We start from the raw sequence: 15,378 nt of genomic DNA on the forward strand, positions 1-15,378 counted from the left end.
GTCGCAGCGAGCCGGTGAAGAAGGCCGGGCTGTTCCGCCGCGCGCCCAAGGAGACCCCGATGAAGCCGGGCGTGTACCTGGACGGCGGCTTCGGCGTCGGCAAGACGCACCTGCTGGCGTCCATCTACCACGCGATGCCGTCCCGCCGGAAGTACTTCGGCTCGTTCATCGAGTACACCGCCCTGGTCGGGGCGCTGGGCTACCGCAACACCGTGGATCTGCTGCGCGGCTCCGACCTGCTCTGCATCGACGAGTTCGAGCTGGACGATCCCGGCGACACGATGGTGATGACGCGCCTGCTGGGGGAGCTGGTGGCCTCAGGCACCAAGCTCGCCGCCACCTCCAACACGCCCCCGAACGCGCTCGGCGAGGGCCGGTTCGCCGCGCAGGACTTCCTGCGCGAGATCCACGCGATGTCCGAGAGCTTCGAGACCCTGCGCATCGACGGGGTCGACTACCGTCAGCGCGCGATCGACGGCAGCGCGGTGGTGCTGGACGACGCCGACTACGCGAAGGCCGTCGCGGATGCCGCCGCAGCGGGCACGGCCTCGGACGATGCGTTCGCCGATGTCATCAGGCACCTGGCGCAGGTGCATCCCTCGCGGTACATCCGCCTGATCGACGGGCTCGATCTGGTGGGCCTGCGCGATGTGCAGGTGCTCACGGACCAGTCCGAGGCGCTGCGCTTCGTGGCGTTCGTGGACCGCGTGTACGACGCCCAGCTGCCTATCGCGGCCACGGGCGCGTCGCTGGACACCGTGTTCGCGGAGGAGATGCTCGGCGGCGGGTACCGCAAGAAGTACCTGCGGGCGATCTCGAGGCTCAACGCCCTCACCCACTCGGTGCGCGGCGGCTCCGGCGAGGACTGATCCCCGCCGGAGCGCCTGCGGTCACTCCTCGGAGCCGGCGTCCTCACCGTCCTCGTCAGAGGCGTCGTCGCCCGCGGTCTTGACCGCGGAGATCTCGAACTCCAGGGTGATCTTCTCCGAGACGAGCACCCCGCCGGAGTCGAGGGGCGTGTTCCACTCCAGGCCGTAGTCGCGGCGGTTCAGACGGCGAGTGCCCTCGAAGCCGGCGCGGAGCTCGCCCGCGGGGCCCGTCTCGATGCCGATCAGCGCCAGCGGGATCATGACCTGCTTGGTCACGTCGCGGATGGTGAGGTCGCCCGTGACGCTGAACGCGCGATCGTCGACCTCCTCGATGTGGGTGCTGACGAAGGTGATCTCCGGCCACTTCTCCGAGTCGAAGAAGTCCGCGCTGCGCAGGTGATCGTCGCGCTGCTGCACACGCGTGTCCACGCTGCCCGTCTTCATCGTCACCTTCGCCCAGGAGTTCTCCGGGTGCTCGGTGTCGACATGGAGGTGTCCGGAGACCTCGTTGAAGGCACCGCGGACGGTGGTGACCATGGCGTGCTTCGCGGAGAAGCCGATCCGGGTGTGCGCCGGGTCGAACTCCCAGTCGCCGTTGACTTTTTCGAGGTCGATCACACGAGACTCCTCACTCGGTCTCCCGTCGGGAGGCGGGAGAGATGTCCTCCTGCCTGGGGGCCGGAGGTGGATTCGAGAATACCCGAACTGCTTCCGGTAACCGGATCGTCATCTGCGGGCGTCCGTTGTAACACGCCCGCAACACGCAGCACGCGAGATCGAAACACGTCGCGCCCAGACTTCATTCATCCGACGAAGAGAGAAGGGTGCGGACATGGACTCCACCGGCAACATCACGTGGGCGCTCACCGCCACGGCACTCGTGCTGCTGATGACCCCGGGGGTGGCGTTCTTCTACGGCGGCCTGGTGCGGGCGAAGAGCGTCATCAGCATGATGATGATGAGCTTCGGCGCGATCGGGCTCATCGCCGTGCTGTGGATGCTGTACGGCTACTCGATGAGCAGTGTCGACGGGCCCGGCCAGTTCGCGGGTGATCCCTTCAAGGACTTCGGGCTCGCGGAAGCCGCATCGGGCTCCGGAGCCAACGCCGCGCTGCTGAGCGTCGCGTACGGGGCCACCTTCGCGATCATCACCGTCGCGCTGATCTCTGGAGCCATCGCGGACCGTGCGCGATTCGGTCCGTGGCTGATCTTCGTGGGCGTCTTCGGCACGATCGGATACTTCCCGATCGCGGCCTGGGTCTGGGGCGGCGGCTGGATCATGCACCTGGGCACGACCCTGTTCGGCAAGGACAGCGGGATCGCGGTGATCGACTACGCGGGCGGCACGGCCGTGCACATCAACGCCGGTGCCGCCGCCCTCGCACTGGCCCTGGTGCTGGGCAAGCGCATCGGCTTCGGCAAGGGCATCCAGAAGCCGCACAACGTGCCGCTGACGCTGCTGGGCGCCGCGCTGCTGTGGTTCGGATGGTTCGGCTTCAACGCCGGTGCCGAGTGGCTGTCGCCGGGGATGGGGCACGTCGGACTGATCGCGGTGAACACACTGGGCGCGTCGGCTGCGGGCATCCTGGGCTGGATCCTCATCGAGAAGCTCCGTGACGGCAAGCCGACGTCGGTGGGCGCCGTCTCGGGACTCGTCGCCGGACTCGTCGCGATCACGCCGGCCTGCGCGAACCTCACGCCCGGGTGGTCGCTCCTGCTGGGCCTGCTCTCCGGTGCCGCGTGCGCACTGGCCGTGGAGCTGAAGTTCCGTCTCGGCTTCGACGACTCGCTCGACGTCGTGGGCCTGCACCTGGTCGGCGGCGTGCTGGGCACGGTGTACCTGGGCTTCTTCGCGACCGGACAGGGGCTGTTCACCGGCGGCGACCTGCGGCTGCTGGCGGTGCAGATCATCGCCGCCGGGGGAGTGCTGGTGTACTCGTTCCTGGTGTCGCTGGCGATCGGATTCGTGATCGAGAAGACCATCGGCTTCCGGGTCACGAAGGAGGCCGAGGTCGCGGGCGTCGACACCTTCGTGCACGGTGAAGAGGGCTACGCGCTGGTCGAATGAGCCGCGGCTAGGGTGTGGGGGTGAGCTCCACTCAGCGCATCCTGTCCGTCCTCGCGGATCTCGTGGGCCGGCTTCTGGCCAAGGAGGACCCGAAGCAGCCCACGCGCCCGCGGCATCCGGACGCCGTGCTCCGCCCCGATGGGCGGGCCGGCGCCGGTTCGTCTCCTGCCGGATCGTCCCGTCGGGCCGACGAGGCCTCACCGGGACGGACGCGCGGTTCCGAGACGATCGAGGTCGATCCCGAGCGGGTCGGCGATGTGAACGTCGGATACTCGCCCTCCCGGAACGGTAAGCCGGACTCCGGCGAGGTGATCTGGACCTGGGTGCCGTACCAGGAGAACGACGGGCGCGGCAAGGATCGTCCCGTGCTCGTCATCGGAAGGCAGTCCGCGGATCGCGTGTACGCCGTCCGCATGACCAGCAAGGCCCACGACGGCGACCGGGACTTCCTCTCCATCGGGTCCGGCGACTGGGACTCGCAGGGTCGTGAATCGTGGGTGGACATCGAGCAGCTGTACAGCGTGCACGTCGAGGGGATGCGGCGTGAGGCCGCCGTCCTGGACAGGGGGCGCTACGGTCGCGTGGCCGAGGCGCTCATCCGCAGGTACGGCTGGGCGAAGGCCTGAGGAGCGGGCCGCATTCGCAGGCATCCAATCCGATCGGTCCAGGGCGACGAACCCTCAGTGAGCCGCTGTCCGCGGCGCATCCGATCGAGGAGGAATCATGCGTTTCATCCCCACGAAAGTCCACGGCGTTCTCGACTATCTCGTCGGCATCGCCCTGATCCTCGCCCCCTGGCTGTTCGGCTTCGCCTCCATGGGCGGCCCAGCCGTCGTGATCCCGATCGTCCTGGGTGCCGGACTGATCGTCTACAGCCTGCTGACGCGGTACGAATGGGGTCCGGTCAAGCTGATTCCGATGCCGGTGCACCTCGTGTTCGACGTCGTCGCCAGCATCTTCCTCGCCGCGTCCCCCTGGCTGTTCGGTTTCGCATCTGCACCGCCGAACGCCTGGGCTCCCCACGTGGTCGTCGGGATCACGGTGATCATCGTCGTGATCTTCTCCGAGCCGCAGCCCGCTCGAGCAGAGCTGCGCACGACGCGGGCCTGAGGCGTCCGCGATCGTATGTCCGAAGGGGCACCAGGGCGGAATCCTCCCTGACGCCCCTTCGGCGTCACGAGATGGAGTCGCCGGCGCGGCGGATGCCTTGGATCAGCGGAGAGCCGAGTCCACGGCATCCGCAGCGGTCTGATGGCGGAAGACGAAGCCGCTGTCCAGCAGCGCTCCGGGAGTCGCATCGACGTCGGAGAGGATGAGCGAGTCGGCCGCCGCGCGTCCCAGCCCCAGGCGCAGGGCCCAGGCCGGCGCCGGGAGCCAGTACGGGCGGCGCAGCGCGCGGGCGAGCGCACGACCGATGTCCGCCGAGGTCGCGCGTGTCGGACCCGTCAGATTGACCGGACCGTCGACCGGGGTGCCGATCAGGTGGCGGATGGCGCGCACCTCGTCGTCGAGCGAGATCCACGGCCAGAGGTCCCGCCCGGAGCCGAGCGGTCCGCCGAGCCCGAGCCGGGTGAGCAGGATCATGGGACGCAGCACGCCCTCCGGGTGCAGCACGGGGGCCGTGCGCAGCAGCGCAGTGCGCACGTCGTCGCCGGCGTCGCGGGCCGCACGCTCCCAGTCGACGCAGAGCTCGGCGAGGAACGTGCTGCCGGCCGCGCTGCTCTCATCGATCGCCTCGCCCGGGCGGTCGCCGTAGAAGCCGATACCGGATGCCGAGAGGAAGGGCGGTGCATCGCCGCCCAGAGCACGGAGGGAGGCCGCGAGCGTCTGCGTGGGCAGCAGGCGGGAGGATCGAAGTCGTTCGCGGTAACCACGCGTCCACGGCAGGCGTCCGATGCTCGCGCCGTTCAGGCCGACGACCGCGTCCGCGCCGGCGAGGACGTCGGGGGCGAGCGGATGCCCTGAATCGAGCCAGCGAACCTCGTCGGGTCCTGCGGGTGCGCGCCGCACGAGGTGCACGACCCTGATCCCGTCTGCGCGGAGCGAGGCGGTGAGTGCGCGGCCGATCAGTCCCGATGCGCCGGCGATGATGACGTGTCCTGCGGTCATGCCGTGTCTCCCTCCGGATATGACGAGAGGCCCGGGATCATCGATCCCGGGCCTCTGACGTGGAGCGGATGACGAGACTCGAACTCGCGACCCTAACCTTGGCAAGGTTATGCGCTACCAACTGCGCTACATCCGCGTGGGCGATGCCGGACTCGAACCGACGACCTCTTCCGTGTGAAGGAAGCGCGCTACCAACTGCGCCAATCGCCCCTGTGCTGTTGTGGTGTGCACAACGGCACGATTGAAAAGCATACCCGATCGGATGGGCGGTGCCGGTATCGGTCGGCAGGCCGGGCGTGGCGCGTCGAGGGGCAGTGCGGCGGACACGCCCGACGGCGTCATCCGGTTTGGTGAACGCCTGAACCTGGGCTAATGTATTTCGAGTGCCCGGCACGCCGGGTAAGATCGAAAAACTGAACAGTATGCGGATGTAGCGCAGTTGGTAGCGCATCACCTTGCCAAGGTGAGGGTCGCGAGTTCGAGTCTCGTCATCCGCTCGAGTGCAGGAGCCCCAGCCAGGGGTTCTGGCATGTGGGTTCGAATCCACCTCTGGTGGCGTGGCCGAGTGGCTAGGCACCGGCCTGCAAAGCCGTTTACACGGGTTCGAATCCCGTCGCCACCTCTCAGCGAAAACTTAATAGCCTTCTAGGCGCGATTGGCGCAGCGGTAGCGCGCTTCCCTGACACGGAAGAGGTCACTGGTTCGATCCCAGTATCGCGCACAGACAGAAACCCCCGGTTCCCCCGGGGGTTTCGTCGTTTCCGAGCGCTTCGGCCCGACAGCGTAGACTCTTCCCATGGAATCCGTGTCGACCCTTCTCGTGACCTCTGTCACCGGTGTCGTCACGCGAACTACTGGCGCCTGAGCGGGCAGGGCGCCGTCGCGCCCGAAGCTGAGTCGTCTCATTCCATTCGTCCATCAGGAGAATCCCCGTGTCAGACATCGCCCAGCCCAGCGCCGAGGTGCGCGACGGCTTCGCAATCTTCACCGACCGATCCGTCATCGCCATGCGCGTGAACGGCGTCCTCAAGGACCTCGCAGCGACCGTCGCCGAGAACGACGTCGTCGAGCCGGTCACCATCGACAGCCCTGCCGGCCTCGACATCCTGCGCCACTCCACCGCGCACGTGCTCGCACAGGCCGTGCAGCGCATCCGTCCTGCCGCGAACCTGGGCATCGGCCCGTTCATCACCGACGGCTTCTACTACGACTTCGGCGTCGACGAGCCCTTCACCCCCGAGGACCTCAAGGCCATCTCGAAGGAGATGCAGCGCATCGTCCGCGACGGCCAGCGCTTCACCCGCCGCGTCGTCACCGAGGACGAGGTGCGCGCCGAGCTCGCGAACGAGCCCTTCAAGCTCGAGCTGATCGACCTGGCCGGTGGCCCCGGCTCCGGCGCGGACGCCGCGGACGGAGCATCCGTCGAGGTCGGAGCCGGCGAGCTGACCATCTACGACAACGTCACCAAGGACGGCGAGGTGGCCTGGAAGGACCTCTGCCGCGGACCGCACGTGCCCAGCACCCGCATGCTCGGCAACGGCTGGGATCTCACCCGCGTGGCCGCCGCCTACTGGCGCGGCAGCGAGAAGAACCCGCAGCTGCAGCGGATCTACGGCACCGCGTGGCCCAGCAAGGAAGAGCTGCGCGCCTATCAGGAGCGCCTCGCCGAGGCCGAGCGTCGCGACCACCGCAAGCTCGGCGTCGAGATGGACCTGTTCTCCTTCCCGGACGAGATCGGTTCCGGACTGGCGGTCTTCCACCCCCAGGGCGGGGTCACCCGCTACGAGATCGAGGAGAACCTGCGTCGTCATCTGCTGCGCAACGGCTACGACGTGGTGAACAGCCCGCACATCACCAAGAAGGATCTGTTCATGACCTCCGGTCATCTGCAGACCTACGCCGATGGCATGTTCCCGCCGATGCACCTCGATGAGGTCGTCGACGAGGACGGCAGCGTCACCCGTCAGGGGCAGGACTACTACCTGAAGCCCATGAACTGCCCGTTCCACAACCTGATCTACCGGGCCCGCGGGCGCAGCTACCGCGAGCTGCCGCTGCGCCTGGCGGAGTTCGGAACCGTGTACCGGTACGAGAAGAGCGGCACGCTCTCGGGACTCACCCGCGTGCGCGGCCTGACCCAGGACGACGCGCACATCTACGTCGCCCAGGACCAGGTGCGCGAGGAGCTGACCACCAACCTCAACCTGGTGCTCGAACTGCTGCGCGACTACGGGCTGAACGACTTCTACCTGGAGCTCTCGACCAACGAGGAGGGCAACCCGAAGTTCCTCGGCGAGCCCGAGCAGTGGACCACCGCGATCGACACGCTGCGCGAGGTCGCCCTGGAGTCCGGCCTCGAACTGGTCGCCGACCCGGGCGGCGCAGCCTTCTACGGCCCGAAGATCTCGGTTCAGGCGCGGGACGCCATCGGCCGCACCTGGCAGATGTCGACCATCCAGCTGGACTTCAACCAGCCGGAGCGCTTCGAGCTGGAGTACACCGGCCCCGACGGGCAGAAGCACCGTCCGGTGATGATCCACCGCGCGCTGCTCGGATCGGTGGAGCGGTTCTTCGCGATCCTGCTCGAGCACTACGCGGGCGACTTCCCGCTGTGGCTCGCACCGATGCAGGTCGTGGGCGTTCCGGTCGCCGACGCGTTCGGCGACTACCTGGACGAGGTCGTCGGCCTGCTGAAGGCCGAAGGCGTGCGCGCCGAAGTGGATCACTCCGACGATCGGATGCAGAAGAAGATCCGCAACCACACCACGGCCAAGGTGCCCGTGATCCTGATCGCCGGCGAGCAGGACCGCGCGGCCGGCACGGTTTCGTTCCGCTTCCGCGACGGATCGCAGGAGAACGGCGTGCCGATCGCGGACGCCGTCGCCCGCATCCGCGGAGCGATCGCGTCGCATACGCGGGTGATGACCTCAGAGGATCTCGCGTGACCTTCACGCCCGAGCACGAGGTGGCCGTCGAGGACGGCGGCCACCTCGCCGGTGTCCCGGACGAGTTCCAGCGGCTGTGGACCCCGCACCGGATGGCGTACATCCAGGCCGGTCCCGAGGTGCTGCGCGAGGACTGCCCGTTCTGCGAGGCACCGAAGCATCCGGATGCCGAGCGGCTCATCGTCGCCCGCGGAGAGACGGCCTACGTTCTGCTGAACCTTTTCCCGTACAACTCCGGACACCTGCTGGTGTGCCCGTATCGCCACATCGCGACCTACGATCAGGCGACACCCGAGGAGGTCGCGGAGATCGGCGCGCTCACGCAGACCGGCATGCGCGTGCTGCGCGAGGTCTCGAACTGCGACGGCTTCAACCTGGGCATGAACCAGGGCGCGGTCGCCGGCGCCGGCGTGGACGCGCACCTGCACCAGCACATCGTGCCGCGGTGGAAGTCGGACGCGAACTTCTTCCCGATCATCGCGAAGACCAAGGCGCTGCCGCAGCTGCTCGGCGAGGTCCGCGAAGCGGTCGCGCACGCCTGGCCGCGCTGACCCTTCGACGGGCTCAGGGGCCCAAAGGGGTCGCTGAGCCCGTCTGTGCGTCAGCGCACCTGGTACGCGGTGAACTGCAGGCGCGGGTTGGCGTACGTCTCCTGCGACTCGACGAGCTGCAGCTCGCGCTCGCCCGAGTCGAGCGTGTTCTGCAGCAGGTCGAAGACGCTCGACACGGTGCGCTCCAGTGCGACCTTGGCGTCACCGGTCTCGACGTAGTGCGCGGTGAAAAGTGCCGCGGTGACATCGCCCGAGCCGTTGGCCTTCATCGGCAGCCGGGGCGTCGAGACCAGCCAGGCGCCCTTCCCGTCCACCGCGAGCATCTCGATGGTGCCCTCCTCGCGGTCGGGGCGCTCGACCGAGGTCACCAGCACGACGGACGGACCCATCGCCATCGCGGCGTCGACCGACGCCAGCGTGGACTCCAGGTCGCCGGGCTCGGTCCGGGTCAGGTAGCCCAGCTCGAACTGGTTGGGCGTGATGATGTCGGCGACCGGCACCACCCTGTCGCGGAGCAGCTCCGGGATGGCCGGTGCGACGAAGCACCCGGACTTCGCGTTGCCCATCACCGGGTCGCAGGCGTAGACGGCATCCGGGTTCGCCGCCTTGACCTTCGCGACCGCCTCGATGATGACGTCGGCGATGCCCTCGCCGCCCTGGTAGCCGCTGAGCACGGCGTCGATCTGCGGCAGCACGCCGCGCTCCTCGATGCCGGTGATGACCTCGTGCACGTCGTCCGGCGCGATCATCGGTCCGCGCCAAGCGCCGTAGCCGGTGTGGTTGGAGAAGTTGACCGTGTAGACCGGCAGCACCTCGACACCGATGCGCTGCAGCGGGAAGACGGCGGCCGAGTTGCCGACGTGGCCGTGCGCGACGGCCGACTGGATCGAGAGGATCTTCATCCTGCCATCCTCTCACCCGCCGCGCTGGCCCTCAGCGCGCGGCGGCCTCGAGGTCGTCGAGCAGACGCGCGGTGTCCGCGGCGCTGAGATCGTGCACCGTCAGGCGCAGATGGTCGGATGCCGGGGACGTCTCATCGATGCGGAACTCGTCGCCCGTGCGCACCAGCCAGCCGCGGCGCATCAGCCGCTCGGCCGCCGTCCGTGCGGGTACCGCGAGCCGAACCCAGAGGCTGAGCCCGTCGGAGGAGGCGGTCTCGATGCCGCGCTCGGCGAGGGCGGAGACGAAGGCGCCGTTGCGCGCCGCATAGTGCGCTGCGGCCTCTGCGATCCGCGTGCGCACACCGGCATCCGCCAGCTGCGCGTGGGCGAGGCGCTGCAGCAGGTGGCTGACCCAGGTGGTGCCGGGATTCAGCCGCATCGCGAGCCGCTCGGCGGTCATGGGATCCGTCGCGGCGAGCGCCAGGCACATGTCCGGCCCGAGGAACTTCGACACCGAGCGCAGCAGCGCATAGCGCCGGTGCTCCGTGCCGATCAGTGAGGCGTACGGGTGCGCCGACAGCATCGAGAAGTGATCGTCCTCGATGATCAGCACGTACGGATGCGGGCGGAGCACCTCGCGCAGCGCCTCGGCGCGGGCGGGGGAGAGGCTCACCCCGGTGGGGTTCTGCGCGCGCGGGGTGCTGATGATCGCGCGGACCCCCGCATCCAGCGCCGCCTGAAGGCCCTCGACCGTCATCCCCTCCGCGTCGACGGGCACGGGCACCGCCCGGTAGCCCCCGAGCCGGACGGTGTGGATGCTGGCCAGGAAGCAGGGGTCCTCCAGTGCCACGGCGTCGTCGCGCATGAGCGCCTGGGCCAGCAGCCGCTCGACCGCATCGACCGCGCCGCTGGTCACGGTGATGCGCAGGTCGTCACGGGGCAGGTCGGCGAGCATCCACTCTCGAGCCCACTGCTCGAGGCCGGGATCGATGACCGGTTCGCCGTAGAGGACGGGCCGCCCGACGATGCCGGCGAGCGCAGCGGTCGGGTCGGGGATGAGCCGTGGGTCGGGGTTCCCCGAGCCGATGTCCTGCAGCACGGTGTCGGCGGCGATGCCCTCCTGCGCCACGTGCGCGGCGCCGGCGATCAGCGTTCCGCCACGGCCCTTCGAGATCACCAGGCCGGCCTGCGCGAGCTGACGGTAGGCGGCGACGGCGGTGTTGCGGTTGACGCCGAGGAGGCCGGCGAGCTCGCGCACAGGGGGGAGCGCATCGCCCGGGCGCAGCATCCCGCGCTCGCGCAGCGCCCGCACGCTGTCGGCGATCTCCGCGGCGGTCGTCCCGGCGATATCCATGCTCACATGCCGATTCTATGGTGCTATCTTTTGACATAGGCCAAAGAATCTTTTGTGCTGACCTTCTTCCCGAGGAGACACGATGGCAGACCAGACCCCCACCACCGGCTCGCAGCGCGTCAAGCGCGGACTCGCCGAGATGCTGAAGGGCGGCGTCATCATGGACGTCGTCACCGCCGACCAGGCCAAGATCGCCGAGGATGCCGGCGCCGTCGCCGTCATGGCGCTCGAGCGCGTCCCCGCCGACATCCGTGCCCAGGGCGGCGTCTCGCGCATGAGCGACCCCGACATGATCGACAGCATCATCGACGCGGTCTCCATTCCCGTCATGGCGAAGGCCCGCATCGGCCACTTCGTCGAGGCGCAGGTGCTGCAGGAGCTCGGCGTCGACTACATCGACGAGTCCGAGGTGCTCTCGCCTGCCGACTACGTCAACCACATCGACAAGTGGGGCTTCACAGTTCCCTTCGTCTGCGGTGCCACCAACCTGGGTGAGGCGCTGCGCCGCATCAACGAGGGGGCGGCGATGATCCGCTCCAAGGGCGAGGCCGGCACCGGCGACGTCTCCGAGGCCATGAAGCACATCCGAAAGATCCGCGGCGAGATCGCCGCCCTCGGAGCGCTGTCGAAGGACGAGCTGTACGTCGCGGCCAAGGAGCTGCAGGCGCCGTACGAGCTGGTGTCCGAGATCGCCGAGACCGGCAAGCTCCCCGTCGTCCTGTTCGTGGCGGGCGGCGTGGCGACCCCCGCGGATGCCGCGATGATGATGCAGCTGGGCGCCGACGGCGTGTTCGTCGGCTCGGGCATCTTCAAGTCCGGCGACCCGGTCGCCCGCGCGAAGGCCATCGTCAAGGCGACGACGTTCTACGACGACCCGAAGGTGATCGCGGAGGTCTCCCGTGGCCTCGGCGAGGCCATGGTCGGCATCAACGTCGCCGACCTGCCCGCGCCGCACCGTCTCGCCGAGCGGGGCTGGTGACCACGGCACGCGTCGGCGTGCTCGCGCTGCAGGGCGATGTGCGCGAGCACGTCGCCCTGCTCGAGCGCCTCGGTGCCGACGTCGTGCGCGTGCGCCGTCCGGAGGAGTTCGCCCAGGTCGACGGTCTGGCCCTCCCCGGCGGCGAGTCGACGGTGATCGACAAGCTGTCCCGACAGTTCGATCTGGCGGAGCCGATCCGCGCGGCGATCCGCGAAGGGATGCCGATGCTCGGCACCTGCGCCGGGCTCATCATGCTCTCGAACCGACTGATCGACGCGATCGAGGGCCAGCAGACCTTCGGCGGGCTGGACGTGCTGACCAGGCGCAACGCCTTCGGCCGCCAGACGGAGTCCTTCGAGGCGGAGCTCGACATCCCCGCGCTCGGCACCGGTCCGGTGCACACGACGTTCATCCGCGGACCGGTGGTGGTGGAGGTCGGTGCGGATGCCACCGCCCTGGCGTCGCTGGAGGACGGACGCGTCGTGGCCGTCGAGCAGGGGAACCTGCTGGGCATCAGCTTCCATCCGGAGCTGAGCGGTGAGCCGCGGTTCCACCAGCGGTTCCTGGACCGGGTCGCCGCGCGCAGCTGAGCCGGATCAGGCGGTAGCGTGGCCGGATGCGCCTTCCCCTCGGATCCACGGATGTCAGCGCCAGCGGCGGGACGGTCACCCTCGTCGGCCGGAGGGGAGAGGCGTGGGACCCACTGGGTGGGCGGAGCATTCCGCTCGACGAGGCTGTGGAGCTCCTCCTCGACCAGCACGAGGGTGCTCATGCCTGCGAAGAGTTCGCGGATGCCGTGCCGGCAGACTCGGCAGAGGCGCCGCGCTTCGCCGCGGGCCAGCCCATCCTCTGGCGCTACGGGCGTCACATCGAGACCGCACGGGTCATCCGGGACGACGCACGCGGCCTGGTGGTCTGGATCCCGTCCGGATCCGCCCGGCTGGAATCCGTACCGGCGGACGGCAGGTCCACCAGAGAGGTCCCGCTCGAGGAGCGGTTCAGCGTGCCCTGGGAGATCCGCGAGTCGACCTGGCGCGGACCGGGCGTGGTGCGCGTCGCGCCGAGCGGCCGCCCCTGGTCGGTGTGGTTCTTCCGGGCGGCGGATGGGACGCCCGAAGGCGCGTACGTGAATCTGGAGCTGCCTCATCTGCGCCCCACGTCGGGCGCGCCCGGAATCTTCTCGCGCGACCTCATCCTGGACCTCTGGATCGACGCCGGGCATCCAGGGGAGGAGGACGTGTGGCTGAAGGATGCAGACGAACTCGCCGCGGCGGTCACGCAGGGGCGCTTCACCGCCAAGCAGGCGGATGCCGTCCGGGCGATCGCCGACCACGCGGCGGCCGAGTTCCTGCTGCCGGGAGGGTGGCCGCTCGACGAGGGCTGGGCGCACTGGACGCCGGACGCCGCGATGGACGAGCCGATCGCTCTGCCGGAGAGCGCTGCCGTCGCAGAGGCGCGAGGGGGCACGGGCGGCACGCGGCTGAAGGGCTGACGGCGGAACGTTCGCGATTCGTTAGAATGGACGATGCCCTGGAGGCGACTCCGGGCATACGAGACGAGCGGAGATATATGTCCGGGCATTCCAAGTGGGCCACGACCAAGCACAAGAAGGCGGTCATCGACGCGCGCCGTGCCAAGTCGTGGGCCAAGCTCATCAAGAACATCGAGGTCGCGGCCAAGCTCGGCGGCGCCGATCTCGACGGCAATCCGACGCTCTTCGACGCCGTGCTCAAGGCCAAGAAGACCTCCGTCCCGAAGGACAACATCGATCGCGCGATCAAGCGCGGTGCGGGGATCGGCGGCGAGGCCGTCGAGTACACCTCGATCATGTACGAGGGCTACGGCCAGGGCGGTGTGGCCCTGATGATCGAGTGTCTGACCGACAACAAGAACCGCGCAGCCGCCGAGGTCCGCACGGCTCTGAGCCGCAACGGCGGCACGCTTGCCGACCCGGGTTCGGTCGCCTACAACTTCACCCGCAAGGGCGTCATCGTGGTCGGCTCCGAGGGCACCACCGAGGACGATGTGATGATGGCCGCTCTCGAGGCCGGTGCCGAGGAGATCGAGGACCACGCCGAGGGCTTCCAGGTGATCACCGACGCCAGCGACCTGGTGCCGGTGCGGTCCGCGCTGCAGGAGGCGGGCATCGAATACGAGTCCGCCGACGTCGAGTTCGTCCCGAACCTCAAGGTGGAGATCGACGCCGACACCGCGCGCAAGATCTTCCGCCTGATCGACGCGCTCGAGGACAGCGATGACGTGCAGAACGTCTACGCCAACTTCGACCTGACCGCCGAGGTGCAGGCCGAGCTCGAGAGCGACGACGAGTAAGAGCTTCGCAACGGCCCCGGGCGCGCCTGCGTCCGGGGCCGTTCTGCGCCCGTAGCCTGAGGGAGTGACCTCTCTGCGCGTACTGGGCATCGACCCCGGCCTCACCCGGTGCGGTGTCGGCATCGTCGACGTCGACCGCACGCGGCGCGCAACGCTGGTGCACGTCGGCGTGGTGCGGACGCCGCTGGACGCGGAGCTGCCGGTGCGCCTGGCGGCGGTCGCCGCCGGCATCCGCGCGGTGATCGAGGACCACCACCCGGACGCCGTCGCCGTGGAGCGCGTGTTCGCGCAGCACAACGTGCAGACCGTGATGGGCACCGCCCAGGCATCCGGCGTGGCACTGCTGATCGCCGCCGAGGCGGGACTTCCCGCCGCGACTCACACGCCGAGTGAGGTGAAGGCCGCCGTGACCGGCTACGGATCCGCGGACAAGAAGCAGGTGCAGTCGATGATCGCCCGGATCCTGCGCCTCGACGCGCCACCTCAGCCCGCGGATGCCGCGGATGCCCTGGCCATCGCGCTCTGCCACGCGTGGCGCGGCGGATCCGCCGCGCCCTCGGCGTCCGGCTCGCTGACGCCGGCGCAGCGCGCGTGGGCGGATGCCGAGCGCGGCGCCAGGGGCACGACTCGTGTCGCTCGAACGAATGTACGATCGGCCCGTTAGGCTGGCAGCATGATCTCCTCGCTGCGCGGCACGGTGCTGCACACGGCCTCCGACCACGTCATCATCGAGACCGGCGGGGTCGGCTTCTCGGTCTTCGTGCCGGCCGACGTCGCGCACACCGCCACGATCGGCGAGCAGCTCCGGCTGCACACCAGCCTGATCGTGCGCGAGGACGCGCTGACCCTGTACGGTTTCGGAGACCGCGACGAGCTGGAGATCTTCGGCCTGCTGCTGAGCGTGACCGGCGTCGGTCCGAAGTCCGCGCTCGGCGTGCTCTCGCACCTCACTGTCGATCAGATCGCCGAGGCGGTCACAGCGGAGGACGACGCCCCGTTCCGACGCGTCTCGGGCATCGGCCCGAAGACCGCGAAGCTCATCGTGGTGCAGCTGGCGGGCAAGGTGCAGGCGCGCGTCGCCAGCGCGCCGTCGGCATCCGCGAGCACGGCGGTCGTCGACCAGGTGGCCGCGGCACTCGTCGGGCTCGGCTGGTCGGAGAAGGTCGCGGCCGAGGCGGCGGTCGAGTCCGCCGAGGAGGCGACGGATGCCGAGCGGGAGTCCGTTCCCGCACTGCTGAGGCGAACGCTCGCCGCGATGGGGCCGGGAGCGAAGCGTGGCTGAGGATCATCG

Annotated in this window: 16 protein-coding genes and 5 tRNA genes; 15 read left to right on the forward strand and 6 right to left on the reverse strand. The window is 69.2% G+C overall.

Annotation, left to right across the window (positions count from 1 at the left end; translation table 11 throughout):
* Positions 1-869: cell division protein ZapE (zapE, locus tag BGN97_RS14445; protein ID WP_292702948.1), on the forward strand; the 869-nt coding region annotated here is incomplete at its 5' end.
* A gap of 21 nt (positions 870-890) precedes the next feature.
* Here zapE and BGN97_RS14450 read toward each other — a convergent pair.
* Positions 891-1,487, reverse strand: coding sequence for a YceI family protein (locus BGN97_RS14450; RefSeq protein WP_292702951.1), 597 nt, complete (start codon positions 1,485-1,487; stop codon positions 891-893).
* Positions 1,488-1,701: 214 nt separating this feature from the next.
* On the opposite strand from BGN97_RS14450, the gene BGN97_RS14455 reads away from it, so the two are divergent.
* From BGN97_RS14455 to BGN97_RS14465, 3 genes are all read left to right on the forward strand, one after another.
* Positions 1,702-2,937: an ammonium transporter gene (locus BGN97_RS14455; protein ID WP_292702953.1), complete on the forward strand. Its 1,236-nt coding sequence runs from the start codon at positions 1,702-1,704 to the stop codon at positions 2,935-2,937.
* A gap of 20 nt (positions 2,938-2,957) precedes the next feature.
* The gene (locus BGN97_RS14460; RefSeq protein WP_292702956.1) at positions 2,958-3,563 is read left to right on the forward strand and encodes a type II toxin-antitoxin system PemK/MazF family toxin; all 606 of its coding nucleotides are present in this window, start codon (positions 2,958-2,960) and stop codon (positions 3,561-3,563) included.
* 97 nt (positions 3,564-3,660) lie between these two features.
* Positions 3,661-4,047 carry a hypothetical protein gene (locus BGN97_RS14465; RefSeq protein ID WP_292702959.1) on the forward strand — a complete coding sequence of 129 codons (387 nt, stop codon included), beginning with the start codon at positions 3,661-3,663 and terminating at the stop codon, positions 4,045-4,047.
* Positions 4,048-4,149: 102 nt separating this feature from the next.
* Here BGN97_RS14465 and BGN97_RS14470 read toward each other — a convergent pair whose 3' ends face one another.
* From BGN97_RS14470 to BGN97_RS14480, 3 genes are all read right to left on the reverse strand, one after another.
* A complete protein-coding gene (locus tag BGN97_RS14470) occupies positions 4,150-5,046 on the reverse strand; it encodes a TIGR01777 family oxidoreductase (protein WP_292702962.1) in 897 nt (298 codons plus the stop codon).
* A gap of 60 nt (positions 5,047-5,106) precedes the next feature.
* A tRNA-Gly gene (locus tag BGN97_RS14475) sits at positions 5,107-5,182 on the reverse strand.
* Between the two features lies 1 nt (position 5,183).
* A tRNA-Val gene (locus BGN97_RS14480) sits at positions 5,184-5,256 on the reverse strand.
* A 214-nt stretch (positions 5,257-5,470) separates the two neighbouring features.
* On the opposite strand from BGN97_RS14480, the gene BGN97_RS14485 reads away from it, so the two are divergent.
* From BGN97_RS14485 to BGN97_RS14505, 5 genes are all read left to right on the forward strand, one after another.
* Positions 5,471-5,543: transfer RNA gene (locus BGN97_RS14485), tRNA-Gly, on the forward strand.
* Positions 5,544-5,597: 54 nt separating this feature from the next.
* A tRNA-Cys gene (locus tag BGN97_RS14490) sits at positions 5,598-5,668 on the forward strand.
* Between the two features lie 27 nt (positions 5,669-5,695).
* Positions 5,696-5,767 (forward strand) — tRNA-Val (locus BGN97_RS14495).
* Positions 5,768-5,978: 211 nt separating this feature from the next.
* Positions 5,979-7,991 (forward strand): threonine--tRNA ligase, encoded by a 2,013-nt coding sequence (gene thrS, locus BGN97_RS14500; RefSeq protein WP_292702965.1) that lies wholly within the window; start codon positions 5,979-5,981, stop codon positions 7,989-7,991.
* Entirely contained in the window at positions 7,988-8,542 is a 555-nt protein-coding gene (locus BGN97_RS14505) for an HIT domain-containing protein (protein ID WP_292702968.1), read from the forward strand. Before thrS ends, BGN97_RS14505 begins: the two co-directional genes overlap by 4 nt.
* A 50-nt stretch (positions 8,543-8,592) precedes the next feature.
* On the opposite strand, the gene pdxY is transcribed toward BGN97_RS14505, so the two are convergent.
* A complete protein-coding gene (pdxY, locus tag BGN97_RS14510; protein WP_292702972.1) occupies positions 8,593-9,444 on the reverse strand; it encodes a pyridoxal kinase PdxY in 852 nt (283 codons plus the stop codon).
* A gap of 31 nt (positions 9,445-9,475) precedes the next feature.
* Positions 9,476-10,777 carry an aminotransferase class I/II-fold pyridoxal phosphate-dependent enzyme gene (locus BGN97_RS14515; RefSeq protein WP_292703591.1) on the reverse strand — a complete coding sequence of 434 codons (1,302 nt, stop codon included), beginning with the start codon at positions 10,775-10,777 and terminating at the stop codon, positions 9,476-9,478.
* Positions 10,778-10,859: 82 nt separating this feature from the next.
* Between BGN97_RS14515 and pdxS the strand changes: the two genes are divergently transcribed.
* The 6 genes from pdxS to ruvA all read left to right on the forward strand — a co-directional run bounded on the left by pdxS (position 10,860) and on the right by ruvA (position 15,369).
* Positions 10,860-11,756, forward strand: coding sequence for a pyridoxal 5'-phosphate synthase lyase subunit PdxS (pdxS, locus tag BGN97_RS14520; RefSeq protein WP_285632048.1), 897 nt, complete (start codon positions 10,860-10,862; stop codon positions 11,754-11,756).
* The gene (pdxT, locus tag BGN97_RS14525; RefSeq protein WP_292702975.1) at positions 11,753-12,346 is read left to right on the forward strand and encodes a pyridoxal 5'-phosphate synthase glutaminase subunit PdxT; all 594 of its coding nucleotides are present in this window, start codon (positions 11,753-11,755) and stop codon (positions 12,344-12,346) included. The genes pdxS and pdxT overlap by 4 nt, the downstream gene beginning before the upstream one ends.
* Before the next feature lie 26 nt (positions 12,347-12,372).
* Positions 12,373-13,248, forward strand: coding sequence for a DUF402 domain-containing protein (locus BGN97_RS14530; RefSeq protein WP_292702979.1), 876 nt, complete (start codon positions 12,373-12,375; stop codon positions 13,246-13,248).
* A gap of 77 nt (positions 13,249-13,325) precedes the next feature.
* Positions 13,326-14,087 (forward strand): YebC/PmpR family DNA-binding transcriptional regulator, encoded by a 762-nt coding sequence (locus tag BGN97_RS14535; protein ID WP_292702982.1) that lies wholly within the window; start codon positions 13,326-13,328, stop codon positions 14,085-14,087.
* Between the two features lie 64 nt (positions 14,088-14,151).
* Positions 14,152-14,751, forward strand: a complete 600-nt coding sequence (ruvC, locus tag BGN97_RS14540; protein WP_292702985.1) for a crossover junction endodeoxyribonuclease RuvC — start codon at positions 14,152-14,154, stop codon at positions 14,749-14,751.
* A 9-nt stretch (positions 14,752-14,760) separates the two neighbouring features.
* Entirely contained in the window at positions 14,761-15,369 is a 609-nt protein-coding gene (gene ruvA / locus BGN97_RS14545) for a Holliday junction branch migration protein RuvA (RefSeq protein WP_292702988.1), read from the forward strand.
* Positions 15,370-15,378: the final 9 nt, after the last annotated feature.

The organism is Microbacterium sp. 69-10 (assembly GCF_001897945.1).
GTDB lineage: Bacteria > Actinomycetota > Actinomycetes > Actinomycetales > Microbacteriaceae > Microbacterium.

What these genes read in the sequence shown, in the direction of transcription:
- BGN97_RS14455 (WP_292702953.1), top strand. Translation starts at nt 1,702, where the DNA reads ATGGACTCCACCGGCAACATCACGTGGGCGCTCACCGCCACGGCACTC.
- ruvA (WP_292702988.1), top strand. Translation starts at nt 14,761, where the DNA reads ATGATCTCCTCGCTGCGCGGCACGGTGCTGCACACGGCCTCCGACCAC.
- pdxS (WP_285632048.1), top strand. Translation starts at nt 10,860, where the DNA reads ATGGCAGACCAGACCCCCACCACCGGCTCGCAGCGCGTCAAGCGCGGA.
- BGN97_RS14465 (WP_292702959.1), top strand. Translation starts at nt 3,661, where the DNA reads ATGCGTTTCATCCCCACGAAAGTCCACGGCGTTCTCGACTATCTCGTC.
- BGN97_RS14515 (WP_292703591.1), bottom strand. Translation starts at nt 10,777, where the DNA reads ATGGATATCGCCGGGACGACCGCCGCGGAGATCGCCGACAGCGTGCGG.
- BGN97_RS14470 (WP_292702962.1), bottom strand. Translation starts at nt 5,046, where the DNA reads ATGACCGCAGGACACGTCATCATCGCCGGCGCATCGGGACTGATCGGC.
- BGN97_RS14530 (WP_292702979.1), top strand. Translation starts at nt 12,373, where the DNA reads ATGCGCCTTCCCCTCGGATCCACGGATGTCAGCGCCAGCGGCGGGACG.
- BGN97_RS14535 (WP_292702982.1), top strand. Translation starts at nt 13,326, where the DNA reads ATGTCCGGGCATTCCAAGTGGGCCACGACCAAGCACAAGAAGGCGGTC.
- pdxY (WP_292702972.1), bottom strand. Translation starts at nt 9,444, where the DNA reads ATGAAGATCCTCTCGATCCAGTCGGCCGTCGCGCACGGCCACGTCGGC.